We start from the raw sequence: 25,257 nt of genomic DNA, 5'->3' as shown, positions 1-25,257 counted from the left end.
GAGCCAATTCCCTATGTCCGTCCGGTAGATTGGCTGATCCACTTTCAAGTAGTGTTATCTTCGCGGCCTGATGATACCTTTGTACCGCTTAGTTGCCGTATCAGCTGCTATTGATGCGGTAAATCGCTAATTAACTTCCCGTCAACGTCACGTTCATGTCTCTTTCAACTAATTCATTGCGGGTTCTTGTGGTCGGCTGCGGCAACATGGGATCGTCGCACGCTATTGCGTATAAAACGCTGGACGGTTTCGACATCTGCGGAATCGTATCGACCGGAAATAGTAAGGTTGTTCTCAACGAACGGCTGGGTGGTGAGTATCCATTGTTCACGGATTACGCGACGGCGCTGGCCGAAACCAAACCCGATGCTGTCTGTATTTCAACGTACCCAGATACGCACGAATCATTTGCGATTCAGGCCTTCGAGCAGGGATGCCATGTGTTCATGGAAAAGCCCATTGCCGATACGGTTGCTGGCGCAAAGCGGGTCGTAGCGGCTGCCGAAAAAGCCGGAAAAAAGCTCGTTATCGGGTATATTCTGCGGCATCATCCGTCCTGGGAAAAATTTGTTGAAGTGGCGCGGGAAATGGGTAAACCACTCGTCATGCGGATGAATTTGAACCAGCAAAGCCACGGTATGATGTGGACTGTTCACCGGAATCTGATGAAAAGCCTTAGCCCAATTGTCGATTGTGGGGTGCATTACATCGATGTGATGTGCCAGATGACCCGCTCCAAACCTGTTCAGGTGAATGCCATCGGCGCACGATTGACCAACGATATTCCGGCTGGTAACTACAACTACGGTCAGTTACAAATCCGGTTCGAAGACGGTTCCGTGGGTTGGTACGAAGCGGGTTGGGGACCCATGATGAGCGAAACCGCGTTTTTTGTTAAAGACGTGATCGGACCGAACGGCTGCGTATCGATTGTGGCCAAGAACGCCGGAGCTGCCGGAAAATCCGACAACGTTGATTCGCATACCAAAACCGAATCACTGCGGGTACACCGAGCTGCGCTAACGGCCGACGATCAGTTTGCGGAAGCGGATACCTGGATCGATATGCAGGATGAACCCGACCACCAGGAATTGTGTAACCGGGAACAACGGTATTTTCTGAAGGCCGTTCAGGAGAACCTCGACTTAACCGATCACATGCAGGATGCCGTAAGTAGCCTTGAGGTCGCTTTTGCCTGCGACGAATCAGTCCGCACTGGACAGCCGGTCTATTTATAAGCGTTAATCGTAGCGTGGACGGTCGGCTTCGCGGGTTACAACGGCCGACCGTTCACGTTACTTCATGCCCCTCAAACCACAGCATATACAGCCGGAATGGATATTTTTCCCACCCAATATTCAACGTTATCGTCGTCGGCTTTAAAAGATAGTGTCGAAAAAAGCTACGGATTTAGCGGGCTGACCTGTCGTTTTTTGCTGCATGGGGTCAGCGATACGTACGTGCTGGAGGATTCACAGCCTCGATACGTTCTGAAAATATACCGCAGTTCGCACCGGAGTCTAGAGGAGATAAAAGGCGAAGTTGAGCTGCTGAATATCCTGAATGAGCAGGGAGCGAAGGTTTCTCATCCCGTTCGTGCTGTAGACGGTGAACAGATTCAGGCGTTCACTGCTGCGGAGGGTATACGGCATGGCGTATTATTTTACTTCGCCAGCGGAAAGAGCGTTTATGATTTCACGGATGAACAATTGCGGGTGATCGGTAATGAGATGGCGGTCAATCACAACATCACCTCCCGCATTGAGTTGTCGCACGAACGCAAGAAATACAACATAGAGACCATGCTTCATCGACCGCTTCGGCTGGTGAAGCCGTGGTTTACCGATGGGCTGGACGATTACCACCGCCTACTGGAGCTGGGTGATCAGGTCGAGAAAAAGATGGCAACGTTGACTACGTCGGCCTTCAGTTACGGCTACTGCCACTACGATTACCTGCCCAAAAACTTCCATTTTGATGGTGATACATTCACGCTTTTCGACTTCGACTTTGCCGGTAAAGGTTTTCTGGCGAATGATCTGGCTTCGTTCCTGATCCACTTCTTCATTCATTCCGCCACGGGTAGGCTAACGAAAGAGGAAGGTGATCGTCAGTTTGCGGTCTTTATTGACGGCTACAAAGAGGTACGCGCTTTATCAGATGAGGAACTGGATGCGATTCCGTTTTTAGGGGTGCTGTTCTGGATTTTTTACGTTGGTTTTGCTGCTGAAAACTTCGATGACTGGTCCAACTATTTTTTAAGTCCGAGGTATTTAAAAGAACGGGTCGCTGTGATAAACCGATTTGCCGATATGTACTGCCAATTCTAACCCTCACCGCAAAAGTAGCCCCATGCATCTTCGCTACCGTATCTTATTAATTGTCAGTTCTATACTGGCAGGTCACGCTTTCATCAGCTACGGGCAGAAAGCCACGGAGCTCAGACGTTTTCAACTGAACGAAGTACGGCAGGGTGTGGCCGTCGATCGGAACCACTTTTACGTTATCAATAACCACTCTCTAACGAAGCATACGAAAACAGAGGGCAGGCAGGTCGCGGCCTGGACCGACACAACCGGGCAGCTCAAGCATATGAACAGTGGCGTGGTCATTGGAAAAAAGCTCTACTGTACCCAGTCCAACTATCCGGATGTGCCGATGGCGAGTTCGCTGGAAATCTTCGACGCGGGTACACTTCAGCACATTGGTAGCCATAGTTTTGGCCTGTTTCCCGGCTCCGCCACCTGGGCCGATTTCTACCAGGGTAACTGGTGGGTTGCTTTCGCGAATTACTCCGATAAGGCGTCTGCTGAAGGGCGTGATAATCGCTGGACCACCCTGGTGAAGTTTACGGAAAGCTGGCAGCAGGTAGAAGCCTGGACATTTCCGGCTATTGTCCTGCAAGCGTTTTCGCCTAAAAGCACCTCGGGTGGAACTTGGGGGAAAGACGGATTGATTTACTGCACTGGTCATGATAAGCCCGAACTGTATGTCCTGAAGTTACCCGATCGCGGGCATACGCTACAGTACGTGAAAACTATTCAGACCATTAGCGAAGGCCAGGCGTTTGCCATCGACCGGAGTGCTAAAGACAGGCTGATCTTTTACGGAATCACCCGGAACGACAACTACGTCATTGTCTCGGCTGTTGACTACTAAGGAGCGAGTAAAACCCATGATAATGCAGAGCGATAGGGACGTAATACAATACGCTGAATGATAGAAAATTGGCTAAAATAAGGTGACATTTTCTACATTTATGGTGATAGTTTATTAACCTAAAGCTACTATTTATTGATCCTTTAAAGCTGCGGTTTTAAAGGATCATTTTTTACACACCTGCTTAACGCAGATGTGTTCTAATCAAGAAAAATTGAGAAAAAATCGTAAACTTCTGTTTTACAAGACCCTATGCCTATCGGGTAAGCGCCGGTTAAGAAAAACTAAAAATTTTATTAAAAATTTTTAATAATCGATGAGTAGTTAGACACGAATACGTATTTCTTACGCCAGAGTGTGGTTGCTCTAGACATTTTTTATTGTCCAAACCTAAACCAATCGTTCTGGCGATTGAAAAATTTATGCAAAAACTTTTACGCCCGCAAGCCAGTCTTGTGCGGATGTTGAGGCTGTCCTCTACACAAAGTCTCCTTTTTCTTTTCTGTACAACGCTCACCTATGCCGCAACGACTCCCCTGGTAGGGAAAGCAGGCGGAAATCGTACTGTTCATTTAACGGCGAATTTGTTTGACCGCACGGTATCAGGTCGGGTTACGGATGAGGCTAATGCCTCGTTGCCCGGTGTGAGTATCGTCGTGAAAGGATCTCAGCGGGGTACGGTTACTGATGCTGATGGTCAGTATAAACTTGATGTGCCGAACAATGAAGCGGTGCTGGTATTTTCGTTTGTGGGTTACCTGCCTAAAGAAGTGCGGGTAGGTGCGCAGGCTACGATCAATTTGTCCCTCCAGACCGACAGTAAGGTTCTTGACGAAATTGTCGTTATCGGGTATGGTACGACGAAAAAATCGGATTTGACCGGTGCCGTTGCTGGGGTGAAAGAAGCCCAGCTTATGGAACGCCCCGCGCCATCGCTGAACCAGGCCCTATCGGGACGGATGCCCGGTGTGCAGGTAAACACGAACTCGGGTCGCCCTGGTGGACGGACTACTATTCGTATTCGGGGCTTTAGCTCTATCAACTCGTCTAACAACCCCTTGTATGTGGTTGATGGCGTTATGCTGCCGCAAACGACGGGAGATCAGTTCAGCAGCCCGATTGACTACATTAACCCCAGCGATATTGTCTCGGTTGAAGTCTTGAAAGATGCTTCATCGACTGCTATTTACGGGGCCAGAGGAGCCAACGGTGTTATTCTGGTGCAGACCCGCAAAGGGAAATCGGGCGAAGGCCGGGTTACTTACGACGGTACCTTCAGCGTAAACACCATTGGTCCCAACAAGCCGCAGGTATTGAACGCGAAGGAGTATCTGGCAACGGAAGATTTGGCTTATGCCAACATGGCAAAGTATGATCCCGTCGGCTGGGCTGCCGGAAAATGGACCTATCTGGACCCAAAAGTGAGACGGGCTGCATTCAGTGCCGCTCATCCGGGCGTCTTTGATAGCAACCTGAACCCACTGTATGATACGGATTGGTTTAAGGAGTCATCGCAGAACAAGCTTTCCCAAAGTCATCAGTTAGGATTCAGTGGCGGTAATGAGCGTACACAGTATGCGCTGTCACTGGGTTACCGGGATGATCAGGGCCTTATCAAGACATCGTATCTGAAGCGGTATTCAGGCCGGTTCACGATTGATGATCAGGTGAAAAAATGGCTGAAAATTGGCGGTACGCTGAGCTACAACAACCAGGCAGAAAACCTTGTCGATATCAATGACGCGGTGGCCCGGCAGATCGTTGAGGATTTCCCCTTTCTACCGGTGAAGTATTCGGATGGTAAATACGCGGAGAACCGGGATTATCCTTATGCGGAAGGTACTATGAGCTCGGTACACCGGCTGATGGATCGTAAATACAATCTCAATACGCAGACAACCATCGGAAGTCTGTATACAAATATCAACCTAGCGAAAGGACTGGAGATGAGAACAGTCCTGGGCGCTAACGTGCAAACGCAGGAAGTTCTTCAGTCGCAGACACGGACACTGGACATAGGTGCCAACGGAACTGCTAGTGCCAACAATACGCGTACGACGTTCTGGTCGCTGGAAAATTACCTGACGTATAACAAGCAGATCAATGCGGATAATGCCATCACGGCTCTGTTGGGTATTTCGTGGCAGGCAACGGATCGTTTCGGCATGGGTGCCAGCGTACGGAACTTTGCCACTGACTATTTCACCTTCAATAACTTAGGTGCCGGTAGTACGCTCCCCAGTGTATCTTCGTTCGCTGACCGAAACGCATTTAACTCGTATTTCGGACGGATCAATTACAATTTCAAAGAACGATACCTGTTTACCTTCACGGGTCGGGCTGATGGATCGTCTAAGTTCGGGGAAAACCACAAGTTTGCCTTCTTCCCATCGGCGGCCGTGGCCTGGCGTGTTTCGGAAGAAAGCTTCCTGAAAGGTAATCCGGTCGTTTCTAACCTGAAAATACGCACGAGCTACGGTCTGACGGGTAACTCCGAAATTCCGGCTTATACATCGCTGGCATTGCTTAGCTCGAACTATGCTACCGTTTACAATGATGCCCGTTATGGTGGAACCGGTATCAGCCGGTTGGCTAACCCCGATCTTCGCTGGGAAAAAACGGCTCAAACTGATGTTGGTGTAGAGTTAGGGTTACTGAAAGGCCGGATCACACTTGAAGCCGATTACTACTATCGGAAAACGACCGACATGCTGCTGGATGCTCCCGTACCCCGTACGAGCGGCTACGCAACCATTCGCCGGAACGTTGGATCGATGCAGAACCAGGGCTTTGAATTTGGGTTGAATACGGTTAACATTGATCGGGGCGGTTTCCAGTGGAATACCACATTTAACATTTCGTTCAATAGGAACAAAGTTCTGTCGCTGGCTACCCCATCGGATATCTTCGGCGTGGGTGGACCGAACTTTACCAACCAGACCAACATCATCCGTGTTGGCGAAGCGGTTGGTTCCTTCTGGGGACTTACTCGCCTGGGAACGTGGAGCGAAGCCGAACGTGAAGAGGCTGCTAAATTTACCAGCTACCGGAACGGGCTGACGATTCTGCCGGGTGACATCAAATACCTGGACGTGAATGGCGATAAAGCGATCACCGATGCCGACCGTAGCATTATCGGTAACGGTAGCCCAAAATTCTGGGGAGCCTTTACTAACAGCTTGCGTTACAAAAACGTCGATCTGACACTTGAACTTCAGTTTTCGCAGGGTAACGATGTCATGTTGATGAACCTGCACGCGAGCGAAGACCGTCAGGCATTGGCTAACAGCTACAAAAGCGTACTGAACGCCTGGACATCAACGAACCAGAACACACCGATCGCCGAAATCCGTGATACCCGTGCTGGCTACGTAACGAACGTTGATAGCCACTGGGTGAAAGACGGGTCGTTCCTGCGTGGTAAAAACCTGCTGGTTGGATACACATTCCCCGCTGAGTTGACCAACCGGCTCAAGCTGAACCGTCTCCGGTTGTATGCCACGGCGCAGAACTTCTTCCTCTTAGTCCATGACAAAATCATCGGCGATCCGGAAGTAACGCCAACCAACCAGGGTAACGATAGCAGTGCTTTTTCACAAGGTCAGATCTGGCACAATTATCCAAAGCCAACTACGTACATGTTAGGCCTGCAAATCGGTCTTTAATCAAACGACAGCATTCGTATTCAAACGATAGTAACAATGAAGTATACAGTGTTTAAACAAATGAGCAGGGTGGTGATCGGCGGAGCGATGTTGCTGCTGGGACCGGTGGGCTGCTCTGATTTTCTGGTTGAAAAAGCGCCCTCTAACCTAACGCCCGATAACTTCTATACGATTCCCGATCACGCCGAAGCGGCTCTGGCTGCCGTGTACGATAACCTCCGGTTTTTTGGTGATGGAGCGGGTATCTTCTCCTCCAACTGGCAGCTGCTCGAAGCGGTAACGGGTACATCGACGACCGAAACCGCCCAGAACTCCGACCTGAATAACCTGTATGGACTGGTTTATGATGGTAATACGGCACACGTTGTCAACTACTGGAATGGGCTGTACCGGGTAATTGCCCAGGCCAACCAGACAATCGACAAGGTGCCGGGCATTACGCCAATGGATGCGGCTCAAAAAGCTAAAATTCTGGGAGAAGCGCGATTCCTGCGGGCGACGGCTTATTTCACCGCTGTGCGTCTATGGGGTGATATTCCGCTGGTCACGAAACCGCAAACCGCTACGTCGGAGGATTTTCAGCCAAAGCGGTCATCGCAGGAGGATGTGTATAAACTGATTGTGGAAGACTTGACGGCTGCCGAAGCCGCTGGTCTGGCCTGGACGGACGTAAGTGGCCGGGTGAACCTGGCAGCGGTTAAATCACAGCTGGCGCGGGTATATCTGACCATGGCCGGACAGCCGCTGAACAAAGGCGCTGCGTATTATAAACTGGCCGCCGATAAATCGTTCGAAGTGATCACGTATGCCAACGCGAATCCAACGACGATCAACCTGTTCACGACGTATGAGGATGTGCACAAGGAAAGCACGAAGAATCGCCTGGAGCACATCTACATGCTTCAGTACAACACGCTGGTCGCTGCTAACCCGATGGACAATATGTACCCGAACTTTAAACCGGTTACGTACAATGGCCCGGGTGGTACGGGAAGTACAGTGCCTACGCCTGCGTTCTACAATTCATACGAAGCGGGCGATCTGCGGGCCAAAGACCAGGTTGGGTACTTCTACACGACGTACTACACCAATGGTACAGGTGAGCAGTTCAACCTGAATGCGCCCTACATCTTCAAACATTTCAACCGGACCGCCAACGGAACGCCGGGTGCTACGCCAACGCGTAACAATAACCTGAACGTACCCCAGATCCGGTATGCCGAAGTGTTGTTGATGTACGCCGAAGCGCAAAACGAAGTGGGTGGACCAACACAGGCCGCTTACGACGCATTCAAACGCATCCGCGACCGCGCTACGCTGACGACTCCCGCTTTGGGGACTTACACGCAGTCTACTTTCCGGGAGGCCGTATGGCGCGAGCGGTGGCACGAGCTGTGCTACGAGCAGATCACCTGGTTTGACATGGTGCGCCTTCGCAAAGTGTACAACGAAACGACCAATGGCTTCGATAACTTCGTCGGACACATTAACAAAAGCTCGAATCAGCCGTTGCAGGAAAAGCACCTGCTGTTCCCGCTGGGCAGACAGGAAATGCTGAACAACCCAAACCTGCGCCCACAGAATCCGGGTTATCCAGGCGTTTAGGTAACAAGTGCTTACCGGTGAAGGGCCTCGGCTAATTTTCCACTAGTTACAGTCTACAAAAGCTTTCTCAGCAATGGGAGAGCTTTTGTAGTTTAAGGGCTTTAGTGGTATATCTTAAGGTCGCCATAAGTCCCAGAACCCCGCTGTTCATTCGTTTTGTATTGAAATTGGTAAACATTATCTTTGTTCAATACAGGAAATTTGTTCCTTTTCAATGACTAACCCTGTCTGTTCACAGCCACTATTTCATTCCTCGTTTTTAAGTACGTATAGATCGTTCGCGTTTATACTGATCTTGCTGGGAATAGTGGCTGGGTCCTGCACATCAAGTACGCCGGACAAGACGTACCGAATTGGCTTTTCGCAGCGTACCGGGTCCGATACATGGCGTAAAACTATGCTGGAAAGCATGAATCAGGAGCTAGCTTTCACGCCTGAAATCGAGTTTATTGTCAAGGATGCTGGTGGACAAAGTGCCCGGCAGGTCAGCCAGATTCAGGAGCTTATGGATCAGCGTGTCGATCTGCTGATTGTCTCCCCCAATGCCGCCCAGCCCATCACACCCATTGTCGAAAAAGCGTACCAGCAGGGAATGCCGGTAATTGTGCTCGACCGGCGTACGGCTTCGGATCAATATACGGCCTACGTTGGGGCTGATAACGTTGAGGTGGGTCGGACTGCGGGTGTTCGGGCCAGTGCATTGCTGAACGGTTTGGGCAACATTGTCGAGATTGGCGAATCGCCGGGTTCGTCGGCTGATATCGATCGGCATCGTGGTTTTATGGAAGCCATTGGGAGCCATCCCGGTGTTCGGCTGATCGCGAAACTGGAAGGCGACTGGGATCGACAATCGTTCGCCGAAAAGCTGACCCGCTTGCTGAAATCGCAGCCAACCATACAACTCATTTTTGCTCAGAACGACCGGACAGCGTTGAAAGCCTACCAGGTTTGTCAACAATTGGGACTCGCCCGGCAGGTGAAAATTATTGGTGTCGATGGGTTGCCCGGCAAAAATGAAGGAATCGATCTTGTCGATCAGGGTATCTTGAACGCTACCGTGCTGTACCCGACCGGTGGGAAAGAGGCCATCCGAACCGCCGTGGCTATTCTGAAAAAACAGCCGTTCAAGCGAGAAAACCGATTACCAACAACGCTGATCGACTCATCGAACGTCAGGATCATGAAACTCCAGACTGACAAACTAACCGAGCAGCAGCGTGATATTGAAAAGCAGAGCCAGCGTATCGATGAACTGACACAAACGTATTCGTCGCAGAAAAATACGCTTTACTTAACACTGGTGAGTTTACTGGTCGTCATTTCGCTGGGGGGGTGGGCTTTTTATTTGGTTCGGTCGAAACAAACGGCGTATCAAACGCTGGAAAAGCAAAACCAGGAAATCCTTGATCAGAAGGATAAAATTGAAGCCGTTTCGCAGCAGGCCCGACTAGCCACGGAAGAGAAACTGCGCTTTTACTCCTACATCTCCCATGAGTTCAACACGCCCCTCAGCCTGATTCTGACGCCAACGGAAGATCTGCTGAGCAAAAAAAACGTGAGCACACACGATCTGAAAAGCAACTTATCGCTGGTTCAGAAGAACGCGTATCGGCTGCTGCGGCTGATCGACCAGATGCTTGACCTACGAAAAACCGATGCCGGAAAACAACGACTGCACACGTCGGAGCAGGACATCATTGCGTTCATTCAGGACATTGTGCATGATTTCAGGCAAAAAGCGGAGAAACAACGGATCGATCTTCAATTCATATCGGCTAAGTCGAACCTGCCGGTCTGGTTCGATACTGAAAAACTGGATAAAGTGATCGTCAATCTTCTGTCAAATGCCTTCAAATACACACCAAAAGGCGGACTTATTCATCTGCGGCTCGATGTGTTGAATGAGCAGGTTCGCATTCAGGTGGAGGATAATGGCGATGGAATGACGCCCGATGAGCAGACGCACGCCTTCGATCTGTTCTACAGCGGAACGAAGCCGTTCAACCTGTCAAAAGGGTTGGGGTTGGCTCTGTCGATGGAGTTTATTCAGCTTCATCAGGGGGAACTCTGCGTGCAATCCGAACTGGGCAAAGGAACCACCTTCACGATTCGATTACCATTGGGTAACCGGCATCTTGCTCCGGAAGAAATGGATGGCCCCATCAGTCGGGGCGCAATTACGCAAAGCATGGTGGCTCAGCAACGGACACTAGCTGATATGGCCGACAGCGATGAGGTTACAGAACCGATCACCCTTTCCGGCCGACAGGCGGGTACGCTGCTTGTCGTCGAAGATAACGATGATCTGCGGACCTTTCTGGTTGATCGGTTGGGGGGGGAGTTCGATATCATCGCGGAAAGTACCGGCGAAAAAGCATGGGAGCGAACGCTTGATTTAATTCCGGATCTGATCATCAGTGATGTAATGCTGCCCGGTATGGACGGCCTGCAACTTACACAGCGCGTAAAAGCGGACTTGCGCACATCACACATTCCAATTATTCTGCTGACTGCGAAGGGGCAGATGGAGCAACGAATCGAAGGAACAAGGGCCGGTGCTGATGCTTACATCACGAAACCATTCAATACAACGTATCTGCTTGAAACGCTCCGAACCATCCTGCTCAATCGGGAAAAGTGGCAACGACGCTATGCGTCCGATTTTCTGTCAACGACCAGTGCGGGCAATCGGGAGGACAAGAAGTTCCTGAATGAACTAACCGTTCTGATCGAACAAAACCTGTCCGACCCGGCCTTTGGCGTCGAAAAATTAAGCCGTGAGATGGGGCTTTCGCGCGTGCAGTTATACCGGAAAGTACAGGCCCTGCTCGACATGAACGTCATCGATTACCTGGCCGAGATCCGCCTGAAAAAAGCAAAAAATCTGTTGCGGGAAACCACGAAGCCAATGGCCGAAATCGCTTACGAAACCGGTTTCAGTTCACCGGCCTATTTCACGACATTCTTTAAACAACACGCGCAGAAGACGCCCTCCGAATACCGGAAATCGTCGGTGAGTGCATAAAAAAACGCCGGGTACGATACCCGGCGTTTTTACTATTGGCAAATTACGGTTTATTGCGCTAGGAGCACCCGGTCAATGACATGGATAATGCCATTGGACGCCACTTGGTCGGCTTGGGTGACGTTGGCTGCTGTAGAGCCATTGCCTTTACCCAACAGCGTGACCTTTCCGTTGCTGGAATTGATGCGTACGCTGGTGCCCTGTGCCGTTACAATGTCAGCCCCATTTTGGAAGGTCTGGGCAAACGCACGATACGTCAGCACGTGATAGAGCAACAGGTCGGATAGTTTCTTCTGATCGGCTGCTTTGATGGCTGCTTCGTCCGCGTAACCAGCTGCCTTAAACGCATCATTAGTCGGTGCGAAGAGCGTGTACCCATTTTGCGTGTTCTTGTTCAACACATCCTGTACACTCGAGCCCGCCCGGTCTATGGCCGCAGCCAGGAACGACAGGTTCGTATTCGTTTTGGCGAGGGCAATCAAATTGACCGATGGTGGCATAAGCACCTGGTTAATTATGTGGACAACGCTGCCCGTGGTGGGGTTGTCACCCTGAATGATTTTGGCCTGGTTCACACTGATATCGCTGGCACTGGTTTTGTAAACGGAGATCTGATTATCGGCCAGAGATGTTTGATACGACGTGTTGACGCCCGTCGGAATTGCGGACTGGTCAATGCGTGACCCCACCACGTGGTAGCGGAGAATCCGTTGCAGATCGGCGGCCGGGGCAGCAGAAACGGCTGCTTCATTCGCATAACCGGCTGCTTTGAACGCGTCGTCCGATGGCGCGAAAATCGTAATACCTTCTTTGTTGAAATCAGCCGTTAGACCCGCGCGGACAATAGCTGCCTCGAGCAGGTTCAGGTTATCTTTCTGAGCAATATAGGTCACCGATGAGACAACGGTTGTGCCGGGCGTCGCTGTTGTACTTGTACCGGGTGTTGTCGTCGTTCCGGTGCCGGGCGTAGTGACCGTGCCGGACGTGGGCGGGGTGGTGGCTACGGGGTCTGGTGTATTGGTCGAGCAGCTAACGAAAAAAGGGGCTGCTGCCAGCAGTAACAAAAGCGTACTCTGTCGGAAGTACGTGTGAATTGACTGGATCATGTGTTGAGTACATTTAAGTGAACCGATAGAACAAGATCGTCTGTAACGCAGCCCAAATCGTCAGGATACGTTCAGTGCGTCATATAAAAAAACTCTGTTTTGTCGGCAATGTTGCATGCTATTTACTTCATGTATTTGTTGATTAAGCGGTAGGATAGCCTTAAGTGGTTGATTTCTCAGTGATTGTATTGTAATTATCGTAGTATTTGTAGGACAAATTTTCTGATCGAGCGGTAATTGAGACAGCCTCTTTACAACACCGTACACGCACTGGCTACCCGTCTGGTTACTCAACCAAACGACTGGACTAACTAAAAAAGAACGGCATTCAGTAAGTCCCACAACCAGGATGGGACCTACCGAACACCGTTCTCGAAACAGAACAAATCTTGCTAATTATAGGGTTCGTAAGAACGTTTTGCTTGGGGCAAAAAAGTATTCACCTCCGCGCGTCGTTACGAATTTGCCGAAGTCATTGACATGATTGGCGGGATCGAGCGGTGCATGTAGTTTGTCAATTGTGTTGGCATTGTCGTAAGTACGGGTGTACTGGTGCGTTAACACATCGAACGATCCCTGACCGATAACAGGATCTTTTCCGGTTGGTTTATCACCGGGCAGAAACCCATGAACGAAGTTGTCTTCATTGACCCAGGCGCTTTGGATAAACTCAAATTGATTAGCCAGACTACGCTGAAAACTCATGAACAGTAGGCCCACTCCGCCGTTGGGAAGCTTGTCCAGATTTTTCTGCTTGTTGGGATGAACGTCGCGCTTCCCATATATGATCCCGCGCCGGGCCATGGTGTGCAGTTGTTCAGCCTCCGTGGTGATAGTCGGGTCGAGTCGTTTGGATTCGCCCCGTGGGTTCGATTTGCGAATGTGCGCGTGGAAAGGACACCGGGCACCCTCGGCATCGCTGTCATACGTGAAGTCATTGAGCTTGCCGACGAACGAGCCGCTTACCGGAATGCCGGGATCATGATGCGCATTGAGTTCGGTATCCTCCGAACTAAGCGTAACGGGCATACCGTTTTCAAACCGCCCGACGATCATGGCCCCCGCCAGTTCCGAATCGGAATTGAACAGGCTTTGCGCCAGTTTTTGTTCGGTTTTCTTGAAATCCCGAACGTGTTGCTCGAGTTTACGAAACACAAGATAACTGCCATACGATTTGCCGGGACGACCACCCGGATCGTCGACCAACACCAGATCCCAGAAAGCCATCGGATTCCAGTTCGTGGCCAGGTCCGGATTCAACTCTTCCCGAAAGAACTTCGGCTGGCTGATACCATCGACGTAACCGAAATGCTCGATGTCGTCGCCGTTGTCATTTTTAATGCTATCGCCTTTCTCAACGAATACCTCGGCCAGCCCATTTCGCAGGAGCTGGTTGCTGATATTGAGCGTTTCCCGTTCAAGAAGCTGGGCGCGGACGCCACCCCCAAAACCGAGCAAAATCATACCATGAACGCCCTGATTGCGGTAGCCATTGTCCCATTGGTCCGGTTGATCGGCGAGTTTTTGTGCTGATGCCTGCATACCCGCTCTGAACTGCGGATCAGTGGGTGTTTTGCTGTCTTTTACGCCCAGGTAGTAGTAACCGGCAGCACTCAGGTAAAAGGTTGTGAAAATGTGTTGTGAACCGTTCGTGTCGAAGTCGTTCGTATCCACCTTTTGCTTGGCAGCTGAGGTGACCAGGTGCTCGAAAGACCGGATGAATGCTTTTGCTTCGGCCACTTTACCGGGGCGAAATTTGAAGAAAATGTGGGCGGTGTGGTTGCGCCCATGCGACTTGAGAATGTTACCCTGCAAATCGTCGGCAATGGCTTTGAATTCAGTGCCGTCGTAGCTGAGGCCCTTTTGGGTTAAAAATTCGGCTGGCATACAGATAAGGATTAAGTTTTGGTTAGTAAATGGGTAGTGACCTGTCACCAATCAAGCGTGGGGAAGCGGTAGGGAAGGTCGTTCTGTTTAGTCGTAGTGATCAGGCCGCTCGGAAACAGCCGCTGCTGGCACGACCGACGATAATGCCGTTTCAGGTTCGAAAAGCCCTTGAATCAAATCCGAAAGTCAGTGTATCAAAATCAAAAGGGCTATCCAGTAGTATATAGTTAAACGGTTCATTATTAACTGTTTAGTGTTAATTATTATTTCGAAAGCATTTGAACAAATCCTGAAAGCTGCCAGTGTAAACGCGTTGTACATTTGACTTATGAGCCTCTAGAAACCGGTTCATTTTCGTCAGACATGAGTCAGAAACAACGTATTTTTCTGTGGTCGATCACTGCCGCGCTCGGTGGTTTTCTTTTCGGCTTCGACACCGCCGTCATATCCGGTGTTGAGCAGTCACTTCAGTCCTTGTGGGGACTTAGCGTCTGGGAGCATGGACTGACGGTGTCGATCGCGCTGATCGGTACGGTGATCGGCTCCATGACCGGTGGCATTCCGGCAGAAAAACTCGGGCGTAAACGGACACTGTTCTGGATTGCGTTTCTATACTTGCTGGCTTCGCTCGGCACCGCGCTGGCCCCTGACTGGTGGACCTTTCTCATCTTCCGCTTCCTGGGTGGTCTGGGTGTGGGCGCATCATCGGTGGCAGCCCCGATGTACATCACCGAAATTTCGCCCGCTAAATCGCGTGGTCGTCTGGTTGGCTTGTTTCAGTTTAATGTGGTACTGGGTATCCTAATTGCCTACCTGTCTAATTTCCTGCTGGCTGACGCCGGGGCTGAACCGTGGCGCTGGATGCTGGGCGTTCAGGCGCTACCATCGCTTATTTTTCTGCTGGCGGTCCTGGGCATTCCGGAAAGTCCGCGCTGGCTGCTGTTGCAGCAAGGAAACGCGACCGAAGCGCGGGAGGTGCTGAACATGATCGATCCCGAAACGGCGGAGCAAACCTTCGTTGCTATCCAGCAAAGCAATCGGCATAAAACAGCATCGACCCGGTTGTTTTCGGGTGCGTACAAAACGCCGGTCATGCTGGCCGTGCTGTTTGCGGTCTTCAATCAGGTGTCGGGTATCAACGCCATCATTTATTACGCCCCCCGTATTTTCGAGATGACGGGTCTGGGTAAAAATTCGTCGCTGCTTTCGTCGGCGGGCATTGGCTTGACAAACCTTATCTTTACCATGATCTCCATGAACCTGATCGATCGCTATGGACGACGGACGCTCATGAAGATTGGCTCCATCGGTTTGATCATCACGCTGGCACTGGTGGCGCGGGCCTTTTACGTACATGACTTTGGTATGACCGTTCCGCTGTTGCTGTTTGGCTACATTGCTTTCTTCGGATTCTCGCAGGGGGCCGTTATCTGGGTGTTTATTTCCGAGATTTTTCCGAACGAAGTACGCGCCAGCGGTCAGGCATTGGGTAGCTTCACGCACTGGCTGATGGCCGCCATCATCACATTTACGTTTCCTTATTTATCCGAGCATTTCGGCGGAGGCAACACATTCCTGTTTTTCGCGGTCATGATGGTGCTGCAACTGCTGTTCGTGCTGCGGCTCATGCCCGAAACCAAAGGCACCAGCCTGGAACAAATCGAAAAAACTGTTTTCGTTCATTAATCTGACTGACAATGACACCAACCATCACCTGCTTCGGCGAAATCCTCTGGGACGTATTGCCAACCAGTAAACAGCCCGGCGGAGCACCCATGAACGTAGCCGCCGATCTACGTAATTTTGGGCTGAACGCTCAACTCATCAGCCGCGTCGGCAGTGACGACCTGGGCCGCGAACTGCTCGATTTTCTGGCACAGAAACAGATTCCGCTCGATCTGATTCAGGTTGGGCAAACGCACCTGACGGGGGTTGCCAAAGCCAATATCTCCGATTCCAATGAGGTGACCTACAAGATCGTACAGCCCGTTGCCTGGGATTACATTCAACTGGTTCCTGGCCTGCTCGAAACGGTGCGGCAGAGCGATCTGTTTGTATATGGAAGTCTGGCCGCGCGTAGTCAACAAACCCATGAAACGCTGCTGGCACTGCTGGCCGTTGCACCCCGGAAAGTGTTCGATGTCAATCTGCGGGCTCCCCATTATGAACGGGAAACGGTCGAGGAGTTGCTTCACCACGCGCACATCGCCAAGCTGAACGAGCATGAACTAGTGGAACTATCGGCCTGGTATGGCGAAGAAAATGATCTGCATCAGGCCATGCATCAGTTGCGTGATCGCTATGAGCTCGACATGCTTTGCGTGACACTCGGCGAAAACGGAGCGGTATTGCTGGATGGGACGGGTTTATACAGTCAGGTTGGTTTTCCGATCGAGGTGGCCGATACCATTGGGAGTGGTGACGCGTTTCTGGCCGCTTTCCTCTATAAAACACTACAGGGCGAGTCGCCGAAAGAGACCCTGAAATTTGCCTGCGCAACCGGTGCGTACGTCGCTACGCAGAGTGGGGCCACACCCGCTTTTACTGAGGACATTATTGAGACGACATTCGATCACGTTCTGCCTTCGCTTTAAGCTGGACCGGATGGGCATTCGGTGATTGATGATTCGTCAAATTAATGAATCCACGCTATCCATAGGGTGAGCGTAGAACACCCATGCCCTTCCGGTAAGCCATAAGCCAGTTGAGTACCCAGCCTATTCTAAATAATTTTATTTCTATCCCTATTCAGTAATATCTATGCAACGTTTACTTACCCTCATGTGCCTGTTGCTGACAGCCACATTGGCGCTCGCCCAGCAGCGTACGGTTACCGGGACTATCCTCGATTCGAAAACTAACGAGCCACTCCCCGGTGCCAGCATCATTATTCCCGGAACGAAGACGGGAACGGTTGCCGATGTCGCCGGGAAGTTTTCGATCGCGGTGCCGCAGAGTGCCACCGGCATCACCGTATCGTTTATCGGTTATGCTACGCAGGTTGTATCGGTGGCAAACACGAATACCGTAACGGTTTCGCTGGCCGAAGGTGGTCAACTAGCCGAAGTGGTCGTGCTGGGGTATACCACGGCCCGCCGTCAGGATCTGACGGGTGCGGTAGCGATTGTGGACGTAGCCGCTACGAAAGCGACCAGTTCGGGGAACCCCATGCAGGCCTTGCAGGGCCGGGTACCGGGTTTGTACGTGGAGAAATCGGGTACGCCATCCGGCGAGTCCAGCCGGGTGCTGATCCGGGGAGCCAATACGCTCGGCAACAACGATCCGTTGTACATCATCGACGGGGTGCCAACCAAGCGACCGTTCGTTTTCCAGAGTTTGAATTCCACCGCTATTCAGTCCATTCAGGTGCTGAAAGATGCGTCGTCGGCGTCTATCTACGGATCGCGGGCATCGAACGGGGTGATTATCGTAACCACAAAAAACGGCTACAATACCGACGGAAAACTGAATGTTCAGTTCAATACCAGTATCTCGGCCCAGTCCGAAAAACCCGAGCGGTTCAAGATGCTAAACGCCGTTGATCGGGGGCGGGCGCTCTGGCAGGCATCGGTCAATGACGGAGCCGACCCTGCTTCGGCCTACGGTGAGATTTACAACTTCGACTGGAATAAAAATTTTAGCAATCCTGTACTCAACAACGTAACGGTGCAGCCTTACGTGGGCGGTAACCAGACCGTACCGGCTGGCGATACCGACTGGCAGAAAGAACTGTATCAGACCGGTTTGATTACAAACAACGACCTTACCATTTCGGGTGGGACCAAAAGTTCGTCGATTCTGGTCAACCTGAGCTACCTCAACACGAAAGGGATGGTTCGGTTCACCGACTACAACCGGATTACGGGACGCGTGAATGGCTTGACCAGTCTGGCTGATAACCGGGTGAAGTTCGGCGTTAATCTGCAACTGACCGCTTCCCGCGAAACCCCTGTTACCACTGACCTGGGGGGCGCACCAACACCCGGTCTGGCCGTCACGCTGGCGCCAACCATTCCGGTCTACACCACAACGGGTGACTACGCTGGCCCTATCGGATCGGGCTATTCGGACCGGAACAACCCGGTGTTTATGCAGTACATCAACCGCTGGGACAAAGTCCGCCGGACGTTTGCCTTCGGAAACATCTTCACCGAGATCGAACCGATCCGGGGGCTGGTGTTCCGGTCGTCGCTGGGCATGGACAATGCCGGTTTCTCCAATAAAAACATCGAGCAGTCGTTCCAGAACGGCTTTATCGCCCGGTCGCTCAACAGTTTGACGCTTAGTACCAACCAGTTCTTGAGCCTAACCTGGACCAATACGTTACGGTATAACTTCGATCTGGGGGCGCATCGGTTCAACGTACTGGCGGGGGTTGAATCCATCAAGGACAATCTGGATAACGTCGTATCGTACCGCGAGAATTTTGCTGTGCAGAGCGAAGATTACTTTGTCCTGAGTGCCGCGTCGGGCAATGCCAGCAGCACGGGTACATCGACCGGAAGCCGGTTACTGTCGCAGTTTGCCCGGATCGATTACGGTTTTGGCGATCGCTACCTGGCTGCGCTGACGCTTCGTCGGGATGGTTCGTCCCGGTTTGGTACCGACAATCGGTACGGCTTTTTTCCGGCGGCTTCGGTCGGCTGGCGCATCGATAAGGAAGGATTCATGCAGAACATGAAGGCCGTCAGCAACCTCAAACTACGGGCGGGCGTGGGCCGGATCGGCAATCAGGACATTGGGGACTTAGCCCGGTTTGGTTTGTTCGAGCCCCGCTACGGTACGTTAGCCTCGCAGGTGCCCAATGGTCACAACGGCTTTTTCGATCAATACTGGAACGTGGGAACGGCTTATGACCTGAACGGCACGAACAGCGGTACGTTACCATCCGGCTTCGTGCAAACGCAGGGAGCAAACCCGGCTCTCAAATGGGAAACGACCGACGAACTAAACGTAGGGCTTGATTTCGGATTCCTGAACGGTAGTCTGGTCGGTTCGTTCGATTACTTTACCCGCGAAACCAAAGACATTCTTATTCAGCCACCCGTAGCGGCAGCGGTGGGCGAGGGCCAGCTGAAGTTCGTGAACGGGGCAACGAAAACCAACAAAGGGTTTGAATTACTGCTGACGTATTACGGTAAACCCAAAGGCGATTTCCGGTATAACGTATCGGCCAACTTTGCCCGCTTCCGGGACAAGATCACCGTATTGCCCGACGAAGTGCGGTCAGCCTTTGCCGGAAATGCCGTGACGACGATCATTGGTCACTCGCAATTCGATCTGTTTGGCTACCGGACCGACGGTTTGTTCCAGAATCAGGAAGACGTAAACCGGCACGCTCAGCAGGTTGGGGCCGCTCCGGGACGCATCAAGTACCGGGATCTTAACGGCGACGGTAAAATCGACGCGCTGGACCAGGAATTTTTTGGCACGACGCTGCCCGGTCTTGAGTACGGTGTGCGCGCTGAACTGGGCTACAAAAACTTCGATCTTTCGATCTTCGGATCGGGGATAGCCAGCCGGACGGGTTTCGATCCTTACACGTTCTACAACAACTTTATCCGTGGTCGCGAAAACGTAGGACCGGGCGTGTTCAATGCCTGGACACCGCAGAACACATCGTCCCGCATTCCGGCGCTTACGTTGTCGGATGGCAATAACGAAACCCGGTCGTCGGATTATTTCAACGTTAGCACCGCTTATTTCAAACTGCGGAACGTCCAGTTGGGCTATACGTTCCCACGGGACATGGTAGGCAAGCTCGGCATGACGAGCCTGCGGCTGTACGCGATGGCCGAGAACGTGTTCTGGCTGAAAAACAAGAATTTCCTGGGACCGGACCCCGAACGTATCGACATCAATACGGTTCCCGTACCGCGTACCATCACGTTCGGTTTAAATGTTTCCTTCTAAGCCCAAGACTTACGATCATGAAAAATAAAGTTCTGGTTTCATTGCTTCTGATGGCCGGTGGCGGTTTGTTTTCGTCCTGCAAAGAATTCCTGGATTACCAGCCGCAGGGAACGCTGTCGTCCGAAAATATAAAAAGCGCCGACAATGCCGACGCGCTCGTAACGGCTGCTTATGCGTCGCTGGGCAACGGCGAAATGATCGGCCCTATCGCCAGCATGTGGGTGTACGGCAGCGTCCGGTCCGACGATGCCTACAAAGGGGGCGGTGGCGTGTCTGATCTGGAAGATATCAACTTTTACGAGCAGCACAACCTGACGCAGCCGCAGCAGGGCGGTGGGTTCTACCACCCGTACACTTGGGAGAATTACTACAAAGCCATCTCCCGGGCCAACGTAGCCATCCGGTCGATCAGTAATCTGACAGAATCGAGTTTTGCGTTGAAAACGACGCGTCTGGCCGAACTGCGGTTTCTGCGGGGTCACGCACACTTCATGCTGAAAATGCTGTTCAAATATGTGCCTTACATCGACGAAACGCTGTCTAATGATCAGATTCTGGGTACGTCGAACCGGAAGTACACCAACGACCAGCTGTGGGACAAGATCGCCGAAGATTTTCAGTACGCGGTGACGAACCTGCCCGTTTCGCAGTCGCAGGTGGGGCGGGCGAATAAACTGTCGGCGGCTGCTTATCTGGCCAAATTGCGGCTTTATCAGGCGTATGAGCAGGACGATAATCACAAAGTTGTCAGCATCAATAAAACGAAGTTGCAGCAAGTGGTAGACCTGACCCAGCAGGTGATCAGCTCAGGAAAATATAATCTGCAATCGGATTTTGCCGAGAATTTCCTGCCCGAATACGACAACGGTGTCGAGTCGGTCTTTGCGGTACAATATTCCATCAACGACGGAACGACGCTGGGACGGCTCAATTTTGAAGATGGTCTGAACTATCCCCACGGCGCTCCGCAGTACGGTTGCTGCGGTTTTCACCAGCCCAGCCAGAACCTGGCCAATGCCTTCGGAACGGACGCCAACGGACTACCTAAGTTCGATACGTTCAACGACGCCGTGATCGATTTCAAAACAGCTACGGTCGATCCGCGCGTCGATCACACCATCGGAATCGATGGTCACCCGTACAAATACAATTCGGCGTCACCATTCAGCAATAGTTGGATACGCGATCCGGGCGTGTACGGGTTTTTCCAGACCATGAAATCGCAGCAGCTAGCGACTAGTTCGTCGTACAAAAAGCAGGGTCCGTTCATGGGTGTTTCGAAAAATATCGACATCATCCGGTACAGTGATGTGCTGCTGTGGCAGGCCGAAGCGTATATCGAATTGGGACAGCAAGCCCTGGCGTTGCCGTTGATCAATAAGATACGGGCGCGGGCCGCTGCCAGTACGGGCCGCACCAAGAAAGCCGATGGCACTGATCCGTCCAAGTACCTGATCAAACCCTACGATTCCGCCAACTGGACACAGTCGTACGCCCGGAAGGCCTTACAGTTCGAACGTCGTCTTGAGTTCGCTACCGAAAGCCCCCGCTTCTTCGATCTGGTACGTTGGGGTATTGCTGCCGAAACGCTCAACGCGTACATTACCAAAGAAAAAACCCGCCGGTCGCACCTGAGTGGTGCTAAATTTACGGCGGGCCGGGATGAATACCTGCCCATTCCGCAACGGGAAATTACCTTTACGAAGGGGCTTTATCAGCAGAATCCCGGATTTTAAGCTAATCAGTCAATGAATGGAGCGGGTGGATCGGCACAGGGTCGGTCACCCGCTTCGGCTAAGCCAACAGTCAATGAAAAACAGCCTCTTGTCCATCCTCGTCACCCTACTGACGTTCGCCGGGTCTACGGTACTGGCCCAGACCCACCGGCCACAGTTTCACTTTTCGCCCAAAGCCCACTGGATCAATGATCCGAATGGAATGGTCTATTACAAAGGGATATACCATTTGTTTTACCAATACCACCCGGCGAGTTCAGTGTGGGGGCCGATGCACTGGGGGCACACGACCAGCAAGGACATGGTGCACTGGCAGGAACAGCCCATCGCTCTGTATCCGGATAGTCTGGGCTATATTTTCTCGGGAAGCGCGGTCGTCGATGTGAACAACACCAGCGGGTTTGGCAAAAATGGACAAACACCGCTAGTCGCCATTTTCACGCACCACAATCCCAAACTCGAAAAGCAGAAACCGGAGCAGGTTCAGTCACAAAGCCTTGCCTATAGTCTTGACGAAGGTAAAACCTGGACCAAATATGCCGGTAATCCGGTTCTGCCTAACCCCGGCATAACCGATTTTCGTGATCCTAAAGTACGGTGGTTCGAGCCGCAGAAGAAGTGGGTCATGACGCTGGCTACGAAAGATCGTGTTACCTTTTACTCGTCGCCGAATCTCAAAAACTGGACCAAAGAAAGCGAGTTCGGCAGCGATGCCGGAGCGCACGGGGGCGTCTGGGAATGCCCGGATCTGTTCCCGCTGACGCATAACGGCAAAAAGGTGTGGGTGCTGATCGTAAACATCAACCCCGGCGGACCAAACAAGGGATCGGCCGCGCAGTATTTTCTGGGCGATTTTGATGGGAAAATGTTTAAAGCGTATTCAAAAGAGACAAAATGGATGGACTTCGGTGCCGACAACTACGCTGGTGTTACGTTCGCCAATACCGGCGATCGGGTAACGCTGATCGGGTGGATGAGCAACTGGCAATACGCCCGTGATGTGCCTACGCCCAACTGGCGCGGTGCGACAACCGTGCCGCGCGACCTCGGCCTGCAGGAAGTGGACAAGGAACTGTATCTGACATCGACACCGGTTAAGGAGCTGAATGCGCTTGATGGTCAACGCTTTTCGCTGAAGAACCTGACCGTGAAAGGCCAGTATGACTTAACGGCCAAAGCCAACAACGAAACTGGCCTGTTCAAGCTGGAACTAGCCACCAAAAGCATCGCCGATTTCTCGATTGTGCTGGCCAACGAAGCGGGCAATGAACTGGTCATCGGCTACGATAAGTCAACCAATACGTATTATATCGATCGCAGCCGTTCGGGTAAAGTAGAGTTCGAGAAAGGATTTGGCGAGCGGCACACCGCCCCGCGCTTATCGACCGATGCCACGATCTCCCTGACACTTCTGGCTGATGTGGCTTCGGTCGAGCTGTTCGCCGACAAGGGCCTGACGGTTATGACGGACATCTTTTTTCCGGATAAACCCATGAACAAGCTGTTCGTCAAATCGGCAACGGGCGTTTCCATAACCACACTGACCTACACGAAGCTAAAATCGGCTCTCGCTGAAAAAGCAGGCTCACCGGAATAAGCAGTTGGTTGCCGATGTTCATCCGCTATTTCTGAACATCGGCAACCGACAAATGATCAGATCGCTTCCCAAAACGTACACATCGTTTGCCGGAGAGAGAAAGCAATCCCATAAATCGCGATTTGCTTCCGATACAACTTGTACGTGGCGGCAAAGTGTGGAATGTCCCGCAATTTCGCAGCGGCAAAAGGTGTACAGTCTAAAAAAGCCAGTACATCGTGATCGTTGATCTTTAGCCAGTCGCTTTTCTGAAGAAACGGCTCGTTCACGGAATACGAATTTCCCTGATCATCTGCCTCCGACTGAAGGTAATGGCCATAAGCCGCCATCAAAAAAGCGAGGCAATGCGTTGGTTTGTTCTGTTGAGCAAGCTCTGAAAGGGTTGGCAACAGGAATGCGGGTAATTTCGACGCGCCATCGAAACACAAACGGGATAACTGATCGCTTACGGCAGCGTTCGACAGACGACCCAATAATTTCGCTTTGTAATCGGCCAGGTCGACACTGTCGGGGGGCGTCACCAATGGCGAAACGACGTGATTGATAAAGACGCTAATGTAACTGCTGAACAGCGTATCACCCATCGCTTCGTGCACAGTTCGGTAACCGGCCAGAAACGCGGGGTAGGCCAGCATGCTGTGTGAGGCATTCAGAAACCGGAGCTTCAGGGCTTCGTAAGGTGCTACATCTTCGACAAACGTGACACCGGCCAGTTCCCAGTCGGGTCGTCCGGCGCAGAAGTTGTTTTCGATAACCCAGTCGGTAAATTCTTCGCAATAGACGGGGATCGAGTCATCGATACCACTTTCGGCGTTGAGTCGTTCGCGGTCCAGCTCGTCCACCGAAGGCGTTATACGGTCGACCATCGAATTGGGAAACGTGACCCGTTCCGCTATCCAGTGCGCCAGTTCGGGATCTCTGGCCTGAGCAAACGACAGAAACGCGTTCTTTGCCACATCGCCATTGTGTTGCAGGTTATCGCAGGACAGAATGGTGAACGGCCCGCTGCCGCGTTCCCGTCTGCGCGCCAACGCTTCGGTCACATATCCAAACGCGGTTATGGGCTGATCCGGATGCGCCAGATCGTGCGCAATGGATGGCGTATCGAGCAGGAAGTTGCCCTGGTCGTCGGTGTTATAGCCGCCTTCGGTTATCGTGAGCGACACAATTCGGATGGCCGGATCGGCTAAATAGTCAATGGCTTTTTCCAGATCATCACTGGCCGCTACATAGTCGATGATCGCCCCAACGACCGACACTGTAGACGCGCCATCGGGCTGGTACTCCGTGAGGGTGTACAGGCTGTCCTGACTGGCGAACTTCGTTGCCATTTCCTTGCCCGATGCCGTAATGCCAATACCCCGAATGCCCCAATCTGACTGATTGGAGAGATTCAGAAATTTGTTCGTGTAGTAAGCCTGATGCGCCCGGTGAAAATTTCCAACGCCGATATGCGCAATACCAGCGGTCAAGTCGGTCGGGTTATACGTCGGCACGTGTATGGCCGGAGAGTCTTCTGTAAGGACGTTCTGTGTTAGCGTTAACATAGTCAATGCGAGTTAGA

General features: G+C 51.9%; 14 protein-coding genes. 11 read left to right on the top strand and 3 right to left on the bottom strand.

Annotation, left to right across the window (positions count from 1 at the left end; translation table 11 throughout):
- Positions 1–155: 155 nt before the first annotated feature.
- From GK091_RS16655 to GK091_RS16630, 6 genes are all read left to right on the top strand, one after another.
- Entirely contained in the window at positions 156–1,238 is a 1,083-nt protein-coding gene (locus tag GK091_RS16655) for a Gfo/Idh/MocA family protein (RefSeq protein ID WP_164040438.1), read from the top strand.
- Between the two features lie 96 nt (positions 1,239–1,334).
- The gene (locus GK091_RS16650) at positions 1,335–2,330 is read left to right on the top strand and encodes a phosphotransferase enzyme family protein (protein ID WP_164040436.1); all 996 of its coding nucleotides are present in this window, start codon (positions 1,335–1,337) and stop codon (positions 2,328–2,330) included.
- 22 nt (positions 2,331–2,352) lie between these two features.
- Entirely contained in the window at positions 2,353–3,159 is an 807-nt protein-coding gene (locus GK091_RS16645) for a hypothetical protein (RefSeq protein ID WP_164040435.1), read from the top strand.
- A gap of 422 nt (positions 3,160–3,581) precedes the next feature.
- Positions 3,582–6,824 (top strand): SusC/RagA family TonB-linked outer membrane protein, encoded by a 3,243-nt coding sequence (locus GK091_RS16640; protein WP_212592966.1) that lies wholly within the window; start codon positions 3,582–3,584, stop codon positions 6,822–6,824.
- Between the two features lie 60 nt (positions 6,825–6,884).
- The gene (locus tag GK091_RS16635; RefSeq protein WP_394351880.1) at positions 6,885–8,429 is read left to right on the top strand and encodes a RagB/SusD family nutrient uptake outer membrane protein; all 1,545 of its coding nucleotides are present in this window, start codon (positions 6,885–6,887) and stop codon (positions 8,427–8,429) included.
- Between the two features lie 295 nt (positions 8,430–8,724).
- Positions 8,725–11,454, top strand: a complete 2,730-nt coding sequence (locus GK091_RS16630; RefSeq protein ID WP_394351870.1) for a substrate-binding domain-containing protein — start codon at positions 8,725–8,727, stop codon at positions 11,452–11,454.
- 50 nt (positions 11,455–11,504) lie between these two features.
- Here the strand turns inward: GK091_RS16630 and GK091_RS16625 are convergent, their stop codons facing one another.
- Both GK091_RS16625 and GK091_RS16620 read right to left on the bottom strand, forming a co-directional pair.
- Complete coding sequence (locus tag GK091_RS16625) at positions 11,505–12,560, bottom strand: fasciclin domain-containing protein (protein WP_164040428.1); 1,056 nt, start codon at positions 12,558–12,560, stop codon at positions 11,505–11,507.
- 396 nt (positions 12,561–12,956) lie between these two features.
- Positions 12,957–14,447 (bottom strand): Dyp-type peroxidase, encoded by a 1,491-nt coding sequence (locus GK091_RS16620; protein ID WP_164040425.1) that lies wholly within the window; start codon positions 14,445–14,447, stop codon positions 12,957–12,959.
- A gap of 363 nt (positions 14,448–14,810) precedes the next feature.
- Between GK091_RS16620 and GK091_RS16615 the strand changes: the two genes are divergently transcribed.
- From GK091_RS16615 to GK091_RS16595, 5 genes are all read left to right on the top strand, one after another.
- Entirely contained in the window at positions 14,811–16,133 is a 1,323-nt protein-coding gene (locus tag GK091_RS16615; RefSeq protein ID WP_164040424.1) for a sugar porter family MFS transporter, read from the top strand.
- A gap of 11 nt (positions 16,134–16,144) precedes the next feature.
- Entirely contained in the window at positions 16,145–17,041 is an 897-nt protein-coding gene (locus GK091_RS16610; protein WP_164040422.1) for a carbohydrate kinase family protein, read from the top strand.
- Positions 17,042–17,207: 166 nt separating this feature from the next.
- Positions 17,208–20,360: a SusC/RagA family TonB-linked outer membrane protein gene (locus GK091_RS16605; RefSeq protein WP_164040420.1), complete on the top strand. Its 3,153-nt coding sequence runs from the start codon at positions 17,208–17,210 to the stop codon at positions 20,358–20,360.
- A gap of 17 nt (positions 20,361–20,377) precedes the next feature.
- Complete coding sequence (locus GK091_RS16600; protein WP_164040418.1) at positions 20,378–22,096, top strand: RagB/SusD family nutrient uptake outer membrane protein; 1,719 nt, start codon at positions 20,378–20,380, stop codon at positions 22,094–22,096.
- A 73-nt stretch (positions 22,097–22,169) separates the two neighbouring features.
- The gene (locus GK091_RS16595) at positions 22,170–23,693 is read left to right on the top strand and encodes a glycoside hydrolase family 32 protein (protein WP_164040416.1); all 1,524 of its coding nucleotides are present in this window, start codon (positions 22,170–22,172) and stop codon (positions 23,691–23,693) included.
- Positions 23,694–23,749: 56 nt separating this feature from the next.
- On the opposite strand, the gene GK091_RS16590 is transcribed toward GK091_RS16595, so the two are convergent.
- Positions 23,750–25,240 carry a mannitol dehydrogenase family protein gene (locus GK091_RS16590; protein ID WP_164040414.1) on the bottom strand — a complete coding sequence of 497 codons (1,491 nt, stop codon included), beginning with the start codon at positions 25,238–25,240 and terminating at the stop codon, positions 23,750–23,752.
- Between the last annotated feature and the right edge of the window lie 17 nt (positions 25,241–25,257).

The sequence above is a fragment of the Spirosoma agri genome (assembly GCF_010747415.1).
GTDB classification, from domain to species: Bacteria; Bacteroidota; Bacteroidia; order Cytophagales; family Spirosomataceae; genus Spirosoma; species Spirosoma agri.
Note: the sequence above shows the minus strand (reverse complement) of the source record. Positions and strands in the feature narration are given on the sequence as shown.